Below are 18056 nucleotides of genomic sequence, written 5' to 3'. Positions count from 1 at the left end.
TCTTACAGGCCGACGGCCGCGCGCAGCTTGTCGGCGCGGTCCGTGTGCTCCCAGGGCAGGTCCACATCGGTGCGGCCGAAGTGACCGTAGGCCGCGGTCGGCGCGTAGATCGGGCGCAGCAGGTCCAGGTCGCGGATGATCGCGCCCGGACGCAGGTCGAAGACCTCCGAGATGGCGGCCGAGATGCGGACCGGGTCCACCTTCTCGGTGCCGAAGGTCTCGACGAACAGGCCGACCGGGGCCGCCTTGCCGATCGCGTACGCGACCTGCACCTCGACCCGTTCCGCCAGCCCGGCGGCCACGACGTTCTTGGCGACCCAGCGCATGGCGTAGGCGGCCGAGCGGTCCACCTTCGACGGGTCCTTGCCGGAGAACGCGCCACCACCGTGGCGGGCCATGCCGCCGTAGGTGTCGACGATGATCTTGCGGCCGGTCAGGCCCGCGTCACCCATCGGGCCGCCGAGCACGAACTTGCCGGTCGGGTTGACCAGCAGCCGGATGTCGGAGGTGTCCAGGCTGGGCAGCTCCAGGTCGCCGACGACGGCGTCGAGGACCTTCGCGCGGATATCGGGCGCGAGCAGGTTGTCCAGGTCGATATCGGCCGCGTGCTGGGTGGAGATGACGACCGTGTCGAGGCGGACCGGGCGGTCACCGTCGTATTCGATGGTGACCTGGGTCTTGCCGTCGGGACGCAGGTACGGCAGCACGCCGGACTTGCGGACCTCGGTGAGCTTGCGCGAGAGCCGGTGCGCGAGCGCGATCGGCAGCGGCATCAGCTCGGGGGTGTCGGTGGTGGCGTAACCGAACATCAGGCCCTGGTCACCGGCGCCCTGGCGCTCGATCGCGTCGTCGGAACCGCCGACGCGCGCCTCGTGGGAGGTGTCGACACCCTGCGCGATATCGGGCGACTGGGCTCCGATCGCGATGTTGACACCGCAGGAGTTGCCGTCGAATCCCTTTGCGGAGGAGTCGTATCCGATCTCGAGGACCTTCTCCCGGACGATCCGCGGGATATCGGCGTAGGCCGAGGTGGTGACCTCGCCCGCCACATGGACCTGACCCGTGGTGACCATGGTTTCCACCGCGACCCGGCTGCTCGGGTCCTCCGCGAGCAACGCGTCGAGGATGGAATCGCTGATCGCGTCACAGATCTTATCCGGATGACCTTCGGTCACGGACTCACTGGTGAATAGCCGACTACCTGTCGTACGCACAGTTATTCCCTCTCCCTCAACGGGTTACTCGTTCCTTATCAGACTATTCCAAACCACCGACTAGGTGGCGCAGTGCACACAGACTGTCCTGGACTGTTCACCGAACCGGCGAAGCCGCCCACAGACCGTGTCCGTACGCAGTACACTGCGCGACGATCATTGCAGCGCAACAGATCTCGCGAAGTAAGGGGGACCGTACCCCGGTCAGCGCAGCAGCGGGACGAGCGCGTCGAGCACCCGGCTGGCCAGCAGCGCCTTCGAACCGTGATCCAGGGCCTGTTCGGTGCCGTCGGCGCCGAGCAACCAGCCGTCGTTGGTGTCGACCTCGAACGCCTTGCCCTCGCCGACCGCGTTGACCACGAGCAGATCGCAGCCTTTACGGGCCAGTTTGGCGCGCGCGTGGGTGAGCACGTCACCGTTGTCGTCCCCGGTCTCGGCGGCGAAGCCGACGATCGCGGTGCCTGCGAGCCTGCCGTCGGTGCGGGCGTCGACCAAGCCGGCGAGGATGTCCTCGTTCTTGGTCAGCGGGATCATGTCGGGCTCGTCGGCGCCCTTCTTGATCTTTGCCGCAGCGACATGGGTGGGCCGGAAATCGGCCACCGCGGCCGCCATGATCACCGCATCGGCACCGAGCGCGTGCTTGTCGACCGCGGTCTTGAGCTGGTCGGCGGTGGTGATGTGGACCAGGTCCACGGCGGCGGGGGGCGCGAGTTCGATGGTGTTGCCCGCGATCAGCGTCACCTGGGCGCCACGCTGGGCGGCCACCCTGGCCAGGGCGTAGCCCTGCTTGCCCGAGCTGCGGTTACCGAGGAAACGCACCGGATCCAGCGGTTCCCGCGTGCCACCGGCGGTGATCACCACGCGGCGGCCGGTCAGGTCGCGGGGCAGCGCGTCGGGACGCTCGAGCAGCAGCGAGGCCAGACCGAAGATCTCCTCCGGCTCGGGCAGCCTGCCCGGACCGGTGTCGGTGCCGGTGAGCCGGCCCGACGCGGGTTCCATGACATTGGCGCCGTGCGCTCGCAGCGTCGCGACATTGGCCACCGTCGCCGGATGCTCCCACATCTCGGTGTGCATCGCGGGCGCGAACAGCACCGGACATCGAGCCGTCAGCAACGTGGCGGTGAGCAGATCGTCGGCGCGCCCGTGCGCGGCGCGCGCCATCAGATCCGCGGTGGCGGGGGCGATGACGACCAGATCGGCCTCCTGGCCGATCCGGACATGCGGCACCTCGGGCACGTCGGCGAACACACCGGTGTGCACCGGCTGGCCGGACAGCGCCTCGAAGGTCGCCTTACCGACGAACTCCAGGGCCGATTCGGTGGGAATCACCCGCACCTGATGACCGGTCTCGGTGAACCGGCGAACGAGGGCACACGCCTTGTAGGCGGCGATGCCCCCGCTGACCCCGACGACGATCCGCATGGTCTCTACGCCTCCGGAAAAGAGATTGTCACTCGCCCTCGGTGTGCTCGAGCAGGTCGGAGTGGATTTCGCGCATGGCGACCGACAGCGGCTTCTCCTGCAGGCCGGGCTCGACCAGCGGGCCCACGTACTCGAGAATGCCGTCACCGAGCTGGTTGTAGTAATCGTTGATCTGACGCGCGCGCTTGGCGGCGTAGATGACCAGGGCGTACTTGGACGAAGTGCGCTCGAGCAGCTCGTCGATCGGCGGGTTGGTGAGGCCGATCGGGGTGTCGTACGCGGGCGCGGCTGCGATGTCCGTACTCACTAGGGGAGGCTCCTGCGGGGTTAGTGGGTCAAGAACTCGAATTTGTGCTAACGAACAACGATACCAACTGCTCGCAGGCGGTCGTCACCTCGCTGTTCACGATGACCGTGTCGAACTCGTCACAGGCCGCCAATTCGACCCGGGCGGTCTCGAGCCTGCGCTCGATCACCTCGGGCGTCTCGGTGCCGCGTGAGCGCAGGCGCGAGACCAGTTCCTCCCAGCTCGGCGGGGCGAGAAACACCAGCAGCGCTTCCGGCATCGCCTGCCGGACCGACCGTGCACCGGCCAGGTCGACTTCGATCAGTACTGAAGATCCTGCCGCCAGCGCTTCCCGCACCGGAGCGGCGGGGGTGCCCGATCGCTGCAACCCCCCGTGGATGTCTGCCCATTCGAGTAGTTCGTCCGCCTCGATCATGGCGTCGAAATCGGCTCGGGAAACGAAACGGTAGTCACGGCCGTCGACTTCCCCGGGCCGGGGGGCCCGGGTCGTCGCCGACACGCTGAAGACCAGTTCGGGCAGGCGTTCCCGCACGCACCGCACGACCGTGGACTTACCCACGGCCGAGGGGCCGACCAGTACAACCAGCCGACCCTTCCGCGTGTGTTCGACCACCTGAATCAGGCGTCGAAGTCGAAGCGAGCCAGCAGCGCCTTGCGCTGACGGTCGCCCAGGCCACGGAGACGCCGGGTGGGGGCGATCTCCAGCTCGGTCATGATCTCGGCAGCCTTGACCTTGCCCACCTTCGGCAGAGCCTCGAGCAGCGCAGAGACCTTCATCTTGCCGAGAATCTCATCGGATTCGGCGTCGGTGAGGACCTGCTTCAGGTTGGTACCGCCACGCTTCAGGCGCTCCTTGAGCTCCGCCCGAGCACGGCGAGCGGCAGCCGCCTTCTCCAAAGCAGCGGCGCGCTGCTCGTCAGTCAGCTGGGGAAGGGCCACGGTTCCTCCGTCTCATCGTTCATTGCTAGATCTACCGCCGGTTACCCGGACGGTCTGTGCGACCGTACCCACGACGCCCGCCGATTGCGAACCCGACCCCCAGGTCAGGGCGGGATTACGGATGCCGTATGGGGCGCGCGGGCCCGATGCGGTGACCACCGATTCCTCCGCACCGATCGTACCGCCGAATTGAAAAAATATACCCCCACCTGCGCTTTTACCGATATGGGCGATGTTAGCCACCAGGTTGCGTGCAGTGTGGTCATCGGCACGGCAAACCCGGCGGTGCCCGACCAGGGGCTTTCCCGAAATTCCCCGCGTGTCGCTGGATTTCGTACCGCGTGTCGTCAAGATCGGGAACGAAACCGCTCCAGAACCGCGCCGGTGGCGGTCGCGGTCACCTCGTCGATCCAGGCGGGAATCGGTGCCGCGCGGGCGATGTAATCGCGAACCAAACCGTACGGAATCGCCTTCACCGCGGCCTCGGCCAGCGCCGTCGCGCGCTCGTCGGCAGTCCCGAATTCGGCGACGACGGCAGCGAGCAGGGCCGCGTTCATGGCGTCGTTCACGGTGGCGATCTCGGCCCGGAGATCCTCGGGCCCGACGTCGAGCAGTTCGTCGCGATGGAACATCTTCATCGCCCTGGCCTCGGTCGGGTGGGCGCGACAGTAGCGCGGCAGATAGGTGGCCGCGGCGAGCAGCGGCGACGGCCCGGCCAGCGCGGCGAGCAGGCCTTCGTGGAAGCGCCGGATCGAGCGCAACCACAGGCGGGCGAGCAGTTCGTCACGTGAGGCGAAGCGCACATAGATCGACCCCGTGTGCACGCCGGCGGCCTTGCCGATCGCGGCGATCGCGGGCCGGGTGATCGCCGGATCGACCAGCAGGTCGCGGGCCGCGTCGAGCACCTGATCGTCGGTGAAGAGACGGGGTCTTGCCACCGGCTCAGCCTAGTGGCACAGTTTATGAATATGAATTCAAGAACTAGTTTTCCGCTGGCCGGGGCCGCAGTGGTGTTCATCGCCGCCGTCCACACGATCATGGGCGTCGTCCTGCTCGCTGCGGGCGATCAGGACACCGAGCTCTCGTTCTGGTTCACCACGTTCGGTGTGGTCGGGATCGGTCTCGGGGTGGCCATGATCGAGCTGGAGCGAGCGCGCGGTTTCGTGCCGGCATCGGTGCTCGTCGCGCTCGCCGTGACGACGGTGGTCGGGTTGGTGTACATGCCGGTGTCGGGATTCCTCACCCTGCTGGTGCCGCTCGCCGTCGGCGCGGCGGGCTGGTGGCGTGGGCGGATCCCCGTGTCGGCCGCGGTGTGACCGGGCCCGGTCACACCGGCAGCCCGGGTGGTGCGATCACGGTCTAGGCGTCGACGGCGCCCGCGCGCAGATGCTGCAGGATGGCGAGGACCCGGCGATTGTGGGCCTCTCCCACGGGCAGGTCCAGCTTGGTGAAGATCGCGTTGATGTGCTTCTCGACAGCGCTGCGCGTGACGAACAGCTGCTGACAGATCGCCGCATTACTCAGGCCCTGCGCCATGAGTTCGAGCACCGCGCGCTCGCGCTCGGTCAGCCGTTGCAACGGCGAATCGGCGCGATTGTGCAGCAACAGCTGCCGCACCACCTCCGGATCGAAGGCGGTGCCGCCCGCGCCGACCCGCTCGACCGCGTCGAGGAACGCGCCGATCGCGGCGACCCGATCCTTGAGCAGGTAGCCGATGCCGCCGGTGCCGGTCAGGAATTCGGCCGCGTGCCTGCGTTCGACGTACTGCGAGAGCACCAGGACCGCGATCCCCGGCTGGTCCCGCCGGATGTCGAGCGCCGCCCTGATGCCTTCGTCGACGTGATCGGGCGGCATCCGGACATCGGCGATGACGAGGTCGGGCGGGCGGACCCGCACCGCGGCCAGCAACTCGGTCGCGGTGCCTACGGAGTCCACGATCTCGTGTCCCTCGGCGGTCAGCAGCTGGGCCAGGCTCTCGCGCAGCAGCGCCGAGTCCTCGGCCAGGGTTATCCGCACGGAACCTCCACGGTGACGATGGTCGGACCGCCCGGCGGGCTGTCCACCCTCATCGTGCCGTCCAGCGCGGTGACGCGGGTGGCGATGCCGGCCAGCCCGTGGCCGCCGGGGTCGGCGCCGCCGTTCCCGTCGTCGCGCACGCGCAGGCGCACGAGCGGCCCGTCGCGTTCGACGCCGACGGCGATGGTCTCGGCCCCGGAATGCTTGATGGCGTTGGTGATCGCCTCGCTCGCGGTGAAGTAGCAGGCCGATTCGACCGGTCGCGGCGCACGTTCGGTGAGCGCGTAGTCGAGCCGGGTCGGCAACGGTGTCCGGTCGGCCAGGGCTTCGAGCGCGGCGTGGAGTCCGTCGCGGGCGAGCATGGCCGGGTAGATACGCCACGACACCTCGCGCAGTTCGTCGAGGATGTGGCCCGTCTCGGTGATCGCCCGCCGTTGCAGCTCGCCGCGCCGATCCTCGTCGGCTTCCCGCTGCACCCGGCCGAGCAGAATCGACAGCGCGACCACCCGCTGCTGCACGCCGTCGTGCAGGTCGCGTTCGATGCGGCGGCGTTCGTCGTCGATGACGTCGACAACGTCGGCGCGGGTCGTGGTCAGCTGCGCCACCCGCTGGGCCAGCTCGCCCGAGCCGGGCCGCACGCTGCGCCGCAGCGCCCACGCCTCGGCGCGCACCACCCCGACCAGTCCCTGCACCCCGAGGAAACACAGCACCGCGCCGGGCAGCACGACCACCGCCACCGTCGTCCAGGTGATCTGGCCCGGTTCGGTGGCGTCGACGATCGGCACCGCCGCGCCGGTGCTCGCGCCGTACACCAGGGCCGCCGCGGCTACGACGCCCGCACCGCAGAGCCCGAGCACCACCGCCCCGACCAGCCCGAGCACCGCGCGGACCGTCAGGTACCCGGCCGCCCGCGCACCCCGGGGAGCCACGGTCGCGGGAACACCGAGCAAGCGGGTCACCCGCCATCGCTCGATCGCCGCGACCCGGTCGGTGGCCGGCGTCGCGACCGGCGCGACGAGCACGCCGAGCAGGTCCAGCGGCACGGTGAGCACGCCGAGCAGGTATCCGCCGATCGCGGCGGCGGCGCGCGCGGATCCCGCCGGGGAGGAGCTCATCGCACAATTCTCGCCCGGCCCGGCCATACCGATAATCCGGACCCCGATGCCGCCGCCGTCGCGCCGGTCCGACGGGCCGGTGTGCGCCCTCGCGGCCGATGGGCTCCCGCGGCGATCACCAGGGCGCGGGCGGGCATGGCCGCGATCGTGCCGGTCCGGCCGGTGCGGGAATCTCATCGCCCGGCGATCCGCGGCTGACGCAGGCGCCGGGCGACGAACACCGCGACGGCCCCGAGCACGACGACGACCACGGCCTTCTGCAGCAGGCCGGCGTAGGTCTCCACGATGTGCCAGTTCTCCCCGAGGAAGTACCCCGCGAACACGAAGACCGCGTTCCACAGCAGGCTGCCCGCCGTGGTCAGGACGGTGAAACGCCCGATCGGCATGCGTTCGACACCGGCCGGGATCGAGATCAGGCTGCGGAAGATCGGGATCATCCGGCCGAAGAACACGGCCTTGTCGCCGTGGCGGGCGAACCAGTCCTCGGTGCGGTCCAGGTCGGACAGGCGTACCAGCGGCAGGCGGTCGACGATGCGGCGCAGTCGGTCGCGGCCCAGGGCGGCGCCGAGACCGTAGAGGGCGAGGGCGCCGACTACCGAGCCGAGTGTCGTCCACAGCAGGACCTCGGCGAGGCTGAACCGGCCGCGGCTCGCGGTGAAGCCGGCCAGCGGCAGGATCACCTCGCTGGGCAGTGGCGGGAAGAGGTTCTCGAGTGCGATGGCGATGCCCGCGCCGAGGCCGCCGAGCTGTTCCATGAGCTGGACCGCCCATCCCGCGATGCCGGTGAGTTCGGCCGAAGTGCCTGTCGTTTCCATGCTTTCGACGCTAGGAAGCGGGCGGGCGGCGATCAGTAGCGTCGGCCACCCGGTCCGTGCCGGCCGACCGCAGTCGGGGGGTGGGGTTTTCCGCACCCCGGCCGCGGGGCGTGCACCCTCGTCGTCGGCGCGGAGCGTGCCTAGCGTCGAAACTATGCGACAGAAACTGTTTCGTGCCTCTGTGGTCATTCTGGGCACCGTGCTGACGGCCGCGCTGGTGGCCGCCACCGTCCTCGTGGCGGCGCGTTGGCGGGTCGTCGGGGACACGGTCGAGGCCGGCGCGCGCTGGAACGACACCGACGTGGTACTGCGGATCACCGACGGGGAGCGACAGCGCCAGTGGCAGTACGGCGGCAGCGGGCAGTCCACGCCGGACCCGCACAGCCGATTCCGGATCGGCAGCATCACCAAGACCTTCGTCGCGACCGTGGTGCTGCAACTGGTCGACGAGGGCAAGGTCGACCTGGACGGTCCGATCGCCGCGCAGCTGCCCGACCCGATTCCCCACGGGGACCGGATCACGGTGCGGCAGTTGATGAATCACACCAGCGGGCTCTACGACTACATGAAGGAACCCGGCATGTCGACGAACCGGTGGCGCGGCGACGACCGATTCCGCAGTCACGCGCCCCGCGCTCTGCTCGCCACCGCGGTGCGCCACGACCCCTATTTCGCGCCGGGCGCCCGCTTCCGGTACTCGAACACCAACTACATCGCGCTCGGCCTGCTCATCGAGCACGTGACCGGGCGCCGCTACGGCGACGCGATCCGCGACCGCATTCTCACTCCCCTGCGGTTGACCGCCACCACCGTTCCCGGCGACGACCCCCGTATCCCCGCGCCCGCCCTCACCGCACACCGCGACATCGACGGCGTCGGCCGCGTGGACGTGACCGAGATGAACCCGTCGCTGGACTGGGCGGCAGGCGAAATGATTTCCACCACAGCCGATCTCGACGCGTTCTTCGCGGCATTGCTGGGTGGCCGCCTGATCAGCCCCGCCGCGCTGGACCGCATGCGCGAGACCGTCCCGATGGGCATGGGATTCCACTACGGCCTCGGCCTGCAGCGTTTCGATCCACCGTGTGGTGACGATCTGTGGGGGCACGGCGGTGAGCTGCTCGGTTACGTCACGTATGCGTTCCGGTCGACCGACGGCCGCGCACTGACGATGGTCCTCGGCTCGGCGGCCTCGTCGGACGCGCTGTCGCTGTTCGCCACGGTCACAGCGACGTACTGCCTCGCCTGATCGTGGGGCGTGACCAACGGAAGACGACGAGGCCGGGGCGGCGTGTCGCTGCCCCGGCCTGTCGCGTTGATCGTCACCCCTGCAGGAAGGCGAACTCCTCCTGCAGCTGAGCCGTCTTCTCGCACAGCGCCGTCACCGACGGGCCCGCGTTGAGAACCTCGCGGGACACGTTGGGCACCACGGCCGCCAGGTTCGCCTCCGGGACCAGTGCCCGGATGGAGTCCGCTCCCCCGCCCTGCGCACCGACTCCGGGCATCAGGATGGGCCCGTTGAGGGCCGACAGGTCCGGCGCCTCGGTCAGCGTCGCGCCGACGACCACACCGACGGAGCCGAAGCCGTGGCCCGCGTTGCGCGCCGCCGCCTCGTCGACCATCGTCTGGGCGATCGTGCGCCCGTCCGCGCCGGTGATCCGCTGTAGTTGTGCCCCTTCGGGATTCGACGTCGCCGCGAGGACGAACACGCCGCGGTGGTTGGCGTGCGCCAGGCTCAGCGCCGGGTCCAGGGACCCGAAACCGAGATACGGCGAGACCGTCACCGCGTCCGAACCCAGTGGCCCGTCACCGAGCCAGGCGTGCGCGTAGGCGTCCATGGTGGAGCCGATGTCGCCGCGCTTGGCGTCGGCCAGCACCAGGGTGCCCGAGGCGCGCAGCACCTCGATGGTGCGTTCGAGCACCGCGAGACCGCCGGAACCGTAGGTCTCGAAGAACGCGACCTGCGGCTTCACCAGCGCGACGCGGCCGTCGAAGGCCTCGACGCAGATCTCGGCGAACGCCTCGAGCCCGTCGACGTCCTCGGTGAGCCCCCACGCCCGGAGCAGGCCGGGGTGGGGGTCGATGCCGACGCACAGCGGGCCGAATTCCCGCATGGCGTGCCGCAACCGGTGACCGAAGCTGTGCATGTCAGCCACGCAGCACCGAGTGCAGCTGCTGCAGCGAGCGCACGCCGATGCCGCCGTTGATGCTCGCCTCGATGCCCTGCACCGCCGCGGCCGCGCCCTGCACAGTGGTGATGCACGGGATGTTCGCGCCCACCGCGGCGGTGCGGATCTCGTAGCCGTCCACGCGGGGGCCCGAGTTGCCGTAGGGGGTGTTGAACACGATGTCGATCTCGCCGTCGCGGATCTGCTCGACGATCGAGGCCTCCGGCATGCCGGTGGCCGGATCGGTGGCTTCCGGGTCGGAGTGCTTGCGCACCTGCTCGCACGGAATGCCGTTGCGGCGCAGGGTTTCCGCGGTGCCCTCGGTGGCGAGGATGCGGAAGCCCAGGTCGTGCAGGCGCTTGATCGGGAACACCATGGCGCGCTTGTCGCGGTTGGCGACGGAGACGAACACGGTGCCCTCGGTCGGCAGCGAGCCGTAGGCGGCGGCCTGGCTCTTGGCGAAGGCGGTGCCGAAGTCGGCGTCGATACCCATGACCTCGCCGGTGGACTTCATCTCCGGCGACAGCAGCGAGTCCACGCCGGAGCCGTCGGCGCGACGGAACCGGTGGAAGGGCAGCACGGCTTCCTTCACCGCGACCGGCGCGTCCAGCGGCACGTGGCCGCCGTCGCCCTCGGGCGGCAGCATGCCTTCCTTGCGCAGGTCGGCGATGGAGGCGCCGAGCATGACGCGTGCGCAGGCCTTGGCCAGCGGCACCGCGGTCGCCTTGGAGACGAACGGCACCGTGCGGCTCGCGCGGGGGTTGGCCTCGAGCACGTAGAGGATGTCGTCCTTGAGGGCGTACTGCACGTTGAGCAGGCCCTTCACGCCGATGCCCTTGGCCAGCGCGATAGTGGAGCGGCGCACGGCCTCGATGTCGCTGCGGCCCAGGGTGATCGGGGGCAGCGCGCAGGCGGAGTCACCGGAGTGGATGCCCGCTTCCTCGATGTGCTCCATCACGCCGCCGAGGTAGACCTCCTCGCCGTCGCACAGGGCGTCGACGTCGATCTCGATGGCGTCTTCCAGGAAGCGGTCGACCAGCACCGGGTGATCCGGGTTGAGCTCGGTGGCGCGGGAGATGTAGCCCTCGAGCGAGGTCTCGTCGTAGACGATCTCCATGCCGCGACCGCCGAGCACGTAGGACGGGCGCACCAGCACCGGGTAGCCGATCTCGGCGGCGATCTTCTTCGCCTGCTCGACCGTGGTGGCGGTGCCGTACTTGGGCGCGGGCAGTCCGGCGGCGACGAGCACGTCACCGAATTCGCCGCGGTCCTCGGCCAGGTCGATCGCGGCCGCGGAGGTACCGACGACCGGCACGCCGGCGTCGGTGAGCCGCTGCGCCAGGCTCAGCGGGGTCTGGCCGCCGAGCTGCACGATCACACCGGCGACGGTGCCCGACTCGGTTTCCGCGTTGTACACCTCGAGCACGTCCTCGAAGGTGAGCGGCTCGAAGTAGAGACGGTCGGCGGTGTCGTAGTCGGTGGAGACGGTCTCGGGGTTGCAGTTGACCATGACGGTCTCGTAGCCCGCGGCCGAGAGCGTCTGTGCCGCATGGACACACGAGTAGTCGAACTCGATGCCCTGACCGATGCGGTTCGGGCCCGAGCCCAGGATGATCACCTTGTCGCGCTCACGCTGCGGCGCGACCTCGGACTCCGCGCCGGGATCCAGCTCGTAGGAGCTGTAGTGGTACGGGGTCTTGGCCTCGAACTCCGCGGCACAGGTGTCGACGGTCTTGTAGACCGGGCGCACGCCGAGGCGATGGCGCAGCGAGCGCACACCGGCCTCGCCCGCGAGCTCGGGCCGCAGGGCGGCGAGCTGACGGTCGGACAGGCCGTAGTGCTTGGCGCGGCGCAGCAGGTCCTCGTCGAGCACCGGCGCGTCGAGGACTTCCTGGCGCAGCGTGACCAGTCCGGCGACCTCGGCGACGAACCACGGGTCGACACCGGAGGCCAGCGCGACCTCCTCGATGCTCGCGCCGTAGCGCAGGGCCCGCTCGACCTGGTAGATGCGGCCTTCGGTGGGCACGCGCAGGTCGGCGAGGATGGCCTCGATCGCCTCGCGCACCGACGCGGGATCGCTCGGGTCCTTGGGCGCCCACTGACCGTCGTCGGTGGTCCAGAAGCTGGCGGCCTTCGTCTCGAGCGAGCGCAGCACCTTGCCGAGCGCCTCGGAGAAGTTGCGGCCCATCGACATCGCCTCGCCCACCGACTTCATGGTGGTGGTCAGCGTGGCGTCGGCGCCGGGGAACTTCTCGAACGCGAACCGCGGCGCCTTGACGACGACGTAGTCCAGGGTCGGCTCGAAGCAGGCCGGGGTCTCGCCGGTGATGTCGTTGACGATCTCGTCGAGGGTGTAGCCGATGGCCAGCTTGGCGGCGATCTTGGCGATCGGGAAACCGGTGGCCTTCGACGCCAGCGCCGAGGAGCGGGAGACGCGCGGGTTCATCTCGATGACGATCAGGCGACCGTCCTTCGGGTCGACCGCGAACTGGATGTTGCAGCCGCCGGTGTCGACGCCGACCTCGCGCAGGATGGCGATGCCGAGATCGCGCATCTTCTGGTACTCGCGGTCGGTGAGCGTCATCGCCGGGGCGACGGTGACCGAGTCACCGGTGTGCACGCCCATCGGGTCGACGTTCTCGATGGAGCAGACGATCACGACATTGTCGCGGCCGTCGCGCATGAGCTCGAGCTCGAATTCCTTCCAGCCGAGGATGGACTCCTCGATCAGGACGTTCGCGGTGGGCGACGCGGCGAGGCCGCCACCCGCGATGCGGTCGAGATCCTCGTCGTTGTAGGCCATGCCGGAACCGAGGCCACCCATGGTGAACGACGGGCGCACCACGACCGGGAAGCCGAGTTCGCCGACGGTGTCGCGGACCTCGTCCATGGTGTAACAGACACGGCTGCGGGCACTTTCGCCGCCGACCTTGGCGACGATGTCCTTGAACTTCTGCCGGTCCTCACCACGCTGGATGGCCTCGAAGTCGGCGCCGATCAGCTCGACGTTGTACTTCTCCAGCACACCGCGCTCGTGCAGCGCGACCGCGGTGTTGAGCGCGGTCTGCCCGCCGAGGGTGGCCAGGATGGCGTCGGGCCGTTCCTTGTCGATGACCTTCTCGACGAACTCCGGGGTGATCGGCTCCACGTAGGTGGAGTCGGCGAACTCGGGGTCGGTCATGATGGTCGCCGGGTTGGAGTTCACCAGCGATACGCGCAGTCCCTCGGACCGCAGCACCCGGCACGCCTGGGTACCGGAGTAGTCGAATTCGCACGCCTGGCCGATCACGATCGGGCCAGAGCCGATCACCAGGATGTGCTTCAGATCCTCGCGGCGAGGCATCAGGCTCCTTCCATGAGACCGGCGAAACGGTCGAACAGATATGCGGCGTCGTGCGGGCCTGCGGCGGCCTCGGGGTGGTACTGCACCGAGAAGGCGCGACCGTCGATCAGTCGCACACCCTCGACGGTGCCGTCGTTGGCGCAGATGTGGGAGACCTCGGCCTTGCCGAACGGGGTGTCGAACACCTCGCCCTTCTCGCCTTCCAGCGCGAAGCCGTGGTTCTGCGCGGTGATGGAGATGCGGCCGGTGCCCTCTTCGACCACCGGGATGTTGATGCCGCGGTGGCCGAACTTCATCTTGTAGGTGTCGCGGCCCAGTGCCCGGCCCAGGATCTGGTTGCCGAAGCAGATGCCGAACAGCGGGATCCCGCGCTCGAGCACGCCCTGGGTCAGCGCGATCGCGCCGGTCTGGGTGGCCGGGTCGCCGGGGCCGTTCGACAGGAACACGCCGTTGGGGTTCAGCGCGAGGATGTCGTCGAGGGAGGTGTTCGACGGCACCACGTGGGTGCGGACACCGCGCTCGGCGAACATGCGCGGGGTGTTGGTCTTGATGCCCAGGTCGACCGCGACGACGGTGAAGCGATGGTCGCCGACCGGCTCGATCGTGTACATGCCGTCGGTGCTGACCTCTTCGGCCAGGTCCGCGCCGAGCATGGAGGGCTGGCCGTTGACCCGGGCCAGCAGCTCGTCGTCACCGGCGAGGGCGGCACCGGAGAAGATGCCCGCCTTCATCGAGCCGCGGGTGCGCAGGTGGCGCACCACCGCGCGGGTGTCGATGCCGGCGATGCCGACCACGTTCTGCTTGTCGAGCTGGTCCTGCAGGGTGCCGGTGGCGCGCCAGTTGGAGGAGATCGGCGAGGGGTCGCGCACGGCGTAGCCGGCGACCCAGATCTTGCCGGACTCGTCGTCCTCGTCGTTCCAGCCGGTGTTGCCGATCTGCGGGGCGGTGGCCACCACGATCTGGCGGTCGTAGCTGGGGTCGGTCAGGGTCTCCTGGTATCCGGTCATCGCGGTGCAGAACACCGCCTCGCCCAGGGTCTGGCCCTCGGCGCCGAAGGCGGTACCGCGGAACACGCGGCCGTCCTCCAGCACGAGGGCTGCCTTCACTTTGCTCATTCGTCGTCTCCCGTCGTCGCCCTGGTCGCATCCGCGGTCCATGCCGGGTACACCGTCTTGTCGTCGCCCCGGAATCCGGTATCGATCTCGGTTCCGGTCGGCAGTGTCCAGCGAATTACCAGCACACCATTCTCTGTCATCACTTTGCCCGCGTGTCCGCGTTCGGTGCGCACGGCCGTGACGGATTCCTGCGGAATCCAGATCGGCGTCGCCCCGTCGCGTTCGAGCAGGATTCCGCGTTCGAACCGCGTCAGTTCGGCGGTCGCCCGGAATCCCAGGTCACCGACCGCGATCCGGTCCTGCCAGCTGGGCGCGATGGTGCTGCCCAGGTAGAGGCCGGTGGTCGGTTCCAGTAGTTGTGCGCCCAGCTCGGCGGGCACCGTCGGCAGTTCGCCGATCCGTGCCTGCTGCCGCGAGGCTTTCTTCTGCCAGGCTCGGTACATCAGCCACAGGCACAGGAGGAACAGGGCCAGACACCCCAGCACCCACAGAGTTCTTTCCACGTTCCTGGCCCTCCTAGATCCCGGCAGCCTTGCCCTCGCGGGCAGTTACCCGGCCGCGCAGCACGGTGGCTGACACCTGCGCCGGGAACGTCATGTCCTCGAACGGCGTGTTGTTCGAGATGCTCGCCAGTTCGGCGCCGTGCACCGTCCACTCGGCGTCGGGGTCGATCAGCGTCAGGTTGGCAGGCTCGCCGACCGCGATCGGGCGGCCGTGGTCGTCGAGGCCGACGATCGCGGCGGGCTTCTCACTCATCACCCGCGCGACACCGCGCCAGTCGAGCAGGCCCGGCTGCACCATCGTCTGCACGATGATCGACAGCGCGGTCTCCAGGCCGAGCATGCCGGGGCGGGCCACGGCGAACTCGCAGCATTTGTCCTGCTCGGCGTGCGGGGCGTGGTCGGTGGCGACACAGTCGATGACGCCCTCGGCCAGCGCCTGGCGCAGGGCGGCGACGTCGGCGGACTCGCGCAGCGGCGGGTTCACCTTGTTGACCGCGTCGTAGGTCTCCAGGCGCGAGTCGTCGAGCAGCAGGTGGTGCGGGGTGACCTCGGCGGTGATCGAGATGCCCTGGGACTTGGCCCATTTCACCAGTTCGACGGTGCCCGCGGTGGAGGCGTGGCAGATGTGCACGCGGGCACCCGCGTCGCGGGCCAGCAGCGCGTCACGGGCGACGATCGACTCCTCGGCGGCGCGCGGCCAGCCGGCCAGGCCGAGGCGGGCGGCGTTGGGGCCCTCGTGCGCGACGGCGCCCTTGGTCAGCCGCGGCTCCTCGGCGTGCTGGGCGATGAGCACGCCCAGAGAGTTCGCGTATTCGAGGGCGCGGCGCATGATCAGCGGGTCGTAGACACAGTGGCCGTCGTCGGAGAACATCTTGACCTGGCCGACGCCCGCGGCCATGGTGCCCATCTCGGCGAGCTGCTTGCCCTCGAGCCCGACGGTGACCGCGCCGACCGGGAACACGTCGACCAGGCCGACCTCCTGGCCGCGCCGCCACACGTGATCGGTGACGACGTGCGAGTCGGCGACCGGGTTGGTGTTGGCCATCGCGAACACGGCGGTGTAACCGCCGAGTGCGGCTGCGGCCGAACCGGTTTCGATGGTCTCGGTGTCTTCGCGGCCGGGCTCACGCAGGTGGGTGTGCAGGTCGACGAAGCCGGGCAGCAGGATCTGGCCGTTGCCGTCGATCACCTCGGCGTCGGCCGAAGCCTCGATGCCTGTGCCGATCTCGGCGATGACGGTGCCGCGCACCAGCACGTCGACCGGTTCGCCCTCACCGTAGGGCAACACATTCTTGATCAGCAGTTCACTCACGCCGCCACCTCCTGGGTGCCGACGAGCAGCCGGAACAACACGGCCATCCGCATGTGCACTCCGTTCGTCACCTGTTGCAGGACTGCCGCTTTCGGCGAATCGGCGACCGCCGACGCGATCTCCATGCCGCGCAGCATGGGACCGGGGTGCAGCACCACCGCGTCGTCGCCGAGCACACCGAGCCTGCGCTCGGACAGTCCGTAGTTGATCGCGTACTCGCGGGCCGACGGGAAGAATCCGCCGTTCATCCGCTCGGCCTGCACCCGCAGCATCATCACCGCGTCGGCGCCGGGCAGTTCGGCGTCGAGCGAGGTCGCGACCCGCGCGGGCCAGCTCTCCACGCCCACCGGCAGCAGGGTGCGCGGCGCGACCAGCACCACTTCGGCGCCGAGGGTGTTGAGCAGGAAGACATTCGAGCGCGCGACCCGGCTGTGCAGGATGTCGCCGACCAGCACGATCCGCTTGCCCTCGATGTCGCCGAGGCGCTGACGCAGGGTCAGCGCGTCGAGCAGCGCCTGGGTGGGGTGCTGGTGGGTGCCGTCACCGGCGTTGATGATCGAGGGGGCGGCGCGGTTCTCGTCGCGCGCCCACTGTTCCATCCAGCGCGCGATCTGGTGCGCGGCGCCGGAGGCCGGGTGGCGCACGATGAGCGCGTCGGCGCCCGCCGCGTGCAGGGTCAGCGCGGTGTCGCGCAGCGATTCGCCCTTGGAGACCGAGGAGCTCGACGCGCTCACGTTGATCACGTCGGCGCTCATCCACTTGCCCGCGACCTCGAAGGACACCCGGGTGCGGGTCGAGTTCTCGTAGAACACCGTCATCACGGTGCGGCCGCGCAGGGTCGGCAGCTTCTTCACCTCGCGGCCGAGCAGGGCCTGTTCGAAGCGCTCGGCTTCGTCGAGGAGTTCGGTGGCGGTGCCCCGATCGAGATCGGCGACCGTCAGCAGATGCTTCACTCCTGCCCCTCCTGGTGCAGATACACACCGTCGTGTCCGTCGTGTTCGGTCAGCAGGACCGAGATGTCCTCGGCGCGCGAGGTCGGCACGTTCTTGCCCACGTAGTCGGCGCGAATCGGCAGTTCGCGGTGGCCGCGGTCGATGAGCACCGCCAGCTGCACCGCGCGGGGGCGGCCCAGGTCGCGCAGGCCGTCGAGGGCCGAGCGGACGGTGCGGCCGGAGAACAGTACGTCGTCGACGAGGACGACCAGGGCGTTCTCGATGCCGCCGTCGGGCACCGAGGTGCGCTCCAGCGGGCGGTGCGGACGGCTGCGCAGGTCGTCGCGGTAGAGGGTGATGTCGAGCGAGCCCAGTGCGGGCCGCACGCCGGAGAATTCCTCGATCTTGGCAGCCAGCCGGTTGGCCAGCGTGGTGCCGCGGGTCGGGATGCCCATGAGAACCACCCGCGGTGCGTCGGCGTCGCCGGAATCCAGGGCGGTCTTCTCGATGATCTGGTGCGCGATGCGCGCGACGGTCCGGTTCACGTCCGATGGCGACAACAGCTCGCGGCCGGCTGCCACCCACTCCGGAGTGTGCCGCTGCGATGTTTCGCCCGCGCCGGTTTTGGCCGCCCGTTCGGGCACAGCCATGCCGACCTCCTTCCCCGCCTCACCGGACGGTCCGTTAAAGGATGCCTAATTCGCGCTCCACCTTATCAGCGTCCGAACCCACCTTTGACCAGGCAGTCCTGCTTGTGAGCGCCGCCACGGCGCCGCGCACCGACACCGCGCCTGCGTCGCCGGTCACACCCGGACTGAAAGTCCTGTGAGCGCGCCGGTTTCACCTCCATTCCCG

General features: G+C 69.4%; 18 protein-coding genes. 2 read left to right on the top strand and 16 right to left on the bottom strand.

Annotation, left to right across the window (positions count from 1 at the left end):
- Nucleotides 1-2: 2 nt before the first annotated feature.
- The 6 genes from metK to ACFVAV_RS09365 all read right to left on the bottom strand — a co-directional run bounded on the left by metK (nt 3) and on the right by ACFVAV_RS09365 (nt 4820).
- The gene (gene metK / locus ACFVAV_RS09390) at nt 3-1214 is read right to left on the bottom strand and encodes a methionine adenosyltransferase (RefSeq protein WP_379032524.1); all 1212 of its coding nucleotides are present in this window, start codon (nt 1212-1214) and stop codon (nt 3-5) included.
- Nucleotides 1215-1418: 204 nt separating this feature from the next.
- A complete protein-coding gene (gene coaBC, locus ACFVAV_RS09385; RefSeq protein WP_379032521.1) occupies nt 1419-2636 on the bottom strand; it encodes a bifunctional phosphopantothenoylcysteine decarboxylase/phosphopantothenate--cysteine ligase CoaBC in 1218 nt (405 codons plus the stop codon).
- A 28-nt stretch (nt 2637-2664) separates the two neighbouring features.
- The gene (gene rpoZ, locus ACFVAV_RS09380) at nt 2665-2985 is read right to left on the bottom strand and encodes a DNA-directed RNA polymerase subunit omega (protein WP_373867119.1); all 321 of its coding nucleotides are present in this window, start codon (nt 2983-2985) and stop codon (nt 2665-2667) included.
- Nucleotides 2972-3556: a guanylate kinase gene (gene gmk / locus ACFVAV_RS09375; protein WP_379032518.1), complete on the bottom strand. Its 585-nt coding sequence runs from the start codon at nt 3554-3556 to the stop codon at nt 2972-2974. Before gmk ends, rpoZ begins: the two co-directional genes overlap by 14 nt.
- A gap of 5 nt (nt 3557-3561) precedes the next feature.
- Complete coding sequence (gene mihF / locus ACFVAV_RS09370; protein ID WP_043653536.1) at nt 3562-3882, bottom strand: integration host factor, actinobacterial type; 321 nt, start codon at nt 3880-3882, stop codon at nt 3562-3564.
- 347 nt (nt 3883-4229) lie between these two features.
- The gene (locus ACFVAV_RS09365) at nt 4230-4820 is read right to left on the bottom strand and encodes a TetR family transcriptional regulator (protein WP_379032516.1); all 591 of its coding nucleotides are present in this window, start codon (nt 4818-4820) and stop codon (nt 4230-4232) included.
- Nucleotides 4821-4850: 30 nt separating this feature from the next.
- Between ACFVAV_RS09365 and ACFVAV_RS09360 the strand changes: the two genes are divergently transcribed.
- Nucleotides 4851-5198, top strand: coding sequence for a DUF6463 family protein (locus ACFVAV_RS09360; protein WP_379032512.1), 348 nt, complete (start codon nt 4851-4853; stop codon nt 5196-5198).
- Between the two features lie 43 nt (nt 5199-5241).
- Here ACFVAV_RS09360 and ACFVAV_RS09355 read toward each other — a convergent pair whose 3' ends face one another.
- From ACFVAV_RS09355 to ACFVAV_RS09345, 3 genes are all read right to left on the bottom strand, one after another.
- The gene (locus tag ACFVAV_RS09355) at nt 5242-5898 is read right to left on the bottom strand and encodes a response regulator (RefSeq protein ID WP_379032509.1); all 657 of its coding nucleotides are present in this window, start codon (nt 5896-5898) and stop codon (nt 5242-5244) included.
- Nucleotides 5889-7013, bottom strand: a complete 1125-nt coding sequence (locus tag ACFVAV_RS09350; RefSeq protein WP_379032506.1) for a histidine kinase — start codon at nt 7011-7013, stop codon at nt 5889-5891. The genes ACFVAV_RS09355 and ACFVAV_RS09350 overlap by 10 nt, the downstream gene beginning before the upstream one ends.
- A 173-nt stretch (nt 7014-7186) precedes the next feature.
- Nucleotides 7187-7828 carry a DedA family protein gene (locus tag ACFVAV_RS09345; protein WP_379032503.1) on the bottom strand — a complete coding sequence of 214 codons (642 nt, stop codon included), beginning with the start codon at nt 7826-7828 and terminating at the stop codon, nt 7187-7189.
- A 154-nt stretch (nt 7829-7982) separates the two neighbouring features.
- On the opposite strand from ACFVAV_RS09345, the gene ACFVAV_RS09340 reads away from it, so the two are divergent.
- Entirely contained in the window at nt 7983-9077 is a 1095-nt protein-coding gene (locus ACFVAV_RS09340) for a serine hydrolase domain-containing protein (protein WP_379032500.1), read from the top strand.
- 73 nt (nt 9078-9150) lie between these two features.
- Here ACFVAV_RS09340 and pyrF read toward each other — a convergent pair whose 3' ends face one another.
- From pyrF to pyrR, 7 genes are read right to left on the bottom strand one after another with little or no spacing between them, the layout of a single operon-like run.
- Nucleotides 9151-9975, bottom strand: a complete 825-nt coding sequence (gene pyrF / locus ACFVAV_RS09335; RefSeq protein WP_379033560.1) for an orotidine-5'-phosphate decarboxylase — start codon at nt 9973-9975, stop codon at nt 9151-9153.
- A gap of 1 nt (nt 9976) precedes the next feature.
- Complete coding sequence (carB, locus tag ACFVAV_RS09330) at nt 9977-13339, bottom strand: carbamoyl-phosphate synthase large subunit (RefSeq protein ID WP_379032497.1); 3363 nt, start codon at nt 13337-13339, stop codon at nt 9977-9979.
- Nucleotides 13339-14454 (bottom strand): glutamine-hydrolyzing carbamoyl-phosphate synthase small subunit, encoded by a 1116-nt coding sequence (gene carA, locus ACFVAV_RS09325; RefSeq protein WP_379032494.1) that lies wholly within the window; start codon nt 14452-14454, stop codon nt 13339-13341. The genes carB and carA overlap by 1 nt, the downstream gene beginning before the upstream one ends.
- Nucleotides 14451-14957: a transporter gene (locus ACFVAV_RS09320; protein WP_379032491.1), complete on the bottom strand. Its 507-nt coding sequence runs from the start codon at nt 14955-14957 to the stop codon at nt 14451-14453. Before ACFVAV_RS09320 ends, carA begins: the two co-directional genes overlap by 4 nt.
- A 13-nt stretch (nt 14958-14970) precedes the next feature.
- Nucleotides 14971-16269 carry a dihydroorotase gene (locus ACFVAV_RS09315; RefSeq protein WP_379032489.1) on the bottom strand — a complete coding sequence of 433 codons (1299 nt, stop codon included), beginning with the start codon at nt 16267-16269 and terminating at the stop codon, nt 14971-14973.
- Complete coding sequence (locus tag ACFVAV_RS09310) at nt 16266-17222, bottom strand: aspartate carbamoyltransferase catalytic subunit (protein ID WP_379032486.1); 957 nt, start codon at nt 17220-17222, stop codon at nt 16266-16268. Before ACFVAV_RS09310 ends, ACFVAV_RS09315 begins: the two co-directional genes overlap by 4 nt.
- Nucleotides 17219-17851, bottom strand: coding sequence for a bifunctional pyr operon transcriptional regulator/uracil phosphoribosyltransferase PyrR (gene pyrR, locus ACFVAV_RS09305; RefSeq protein ID WP_379032483.1), 633 nt, complete (start codon nt 17849-17851; stop codon nt 17219-17221). The genes ACFVAV_RS09310 and pyrR overlap by 4 nt, the downstream gene beginning before the upstream one ends.
- Nucleotides 17852-18056 lie beyond the last annotated feature (205 nt).

The organism is Nocardia sp. NPDC057663 (genome assembly GCF_042799895.1).
GTDB lineage: Bacteria > Actinomycetota > Actinomycetes > Mycobacteriales > Mycobacteriaceae > Nocardia.
This window is presented reverse-complemented; position numbering and strand designations above follow the sequence as displayed.

Coding starts and splice junctions, on each gene's coding strand:
- coaBC (WP_379032521.1), bottom strand. CDS start 2,636: ATGCGGATCGTCGTCGGGGTCAGCGGGGGCATCGCCGCCTACAAGGCG.
- ACFVAV_RS09360 (WP_379032512.1), top strand. CDS start 4,851: ATGAATTCAAGAACTAGTTTTCCGCTGGCCGGGGCCGCAGTGGTGTTC.
- ACFVAV_RS09350 (WP_379032506.1), bottom strand. CDS start 7,013: ATGAGCTCCTCCCCGGCGGGATCCGCGCGCGCCGCCGCCGCGATCGGC.
- ACFVAV_RS09345 (WP_379032503.1), bottom strand. CDS start 7,828: ATGGAAACGACAGGCACTTCGGCCGAACTCACCGGCATCGCGGGATGG.
- ACFVAV_RS09340 (WP_379032500.1), top strand. CDS start 7,983: ATGCGACAGAAACTGTTTCGTGCCTCTGTGGTCATTCTGGGCACCGTG.
- pyrF (WP_379033560.1), bottom strand. CDS start 9,975: ATGCACAGCTTCGGTCACCGGTTGCGGCACGCCATGCGGGAATTCGGC.
- carB (WP_379032497.1), bottom strand. CDS start 13,339: ATGCCTCGCCGCGAGGATCTGAAGCACATCCTGGTGATCGGCTCTGGC.
- carA (WP_379032494.1), bottom strand. CDS start 14,454: ATGAGCAAAGTGAAGGCAGCCCTCGTGCTGGAGGACGGCCGCGTGTTC.
- pyrR (WP_379032483.1), bottom strand. CDS start 17,851: ATGGCTGTGCCCGAACGGGCGGCCAAAACCGGCGCGGGCGAAACATCG.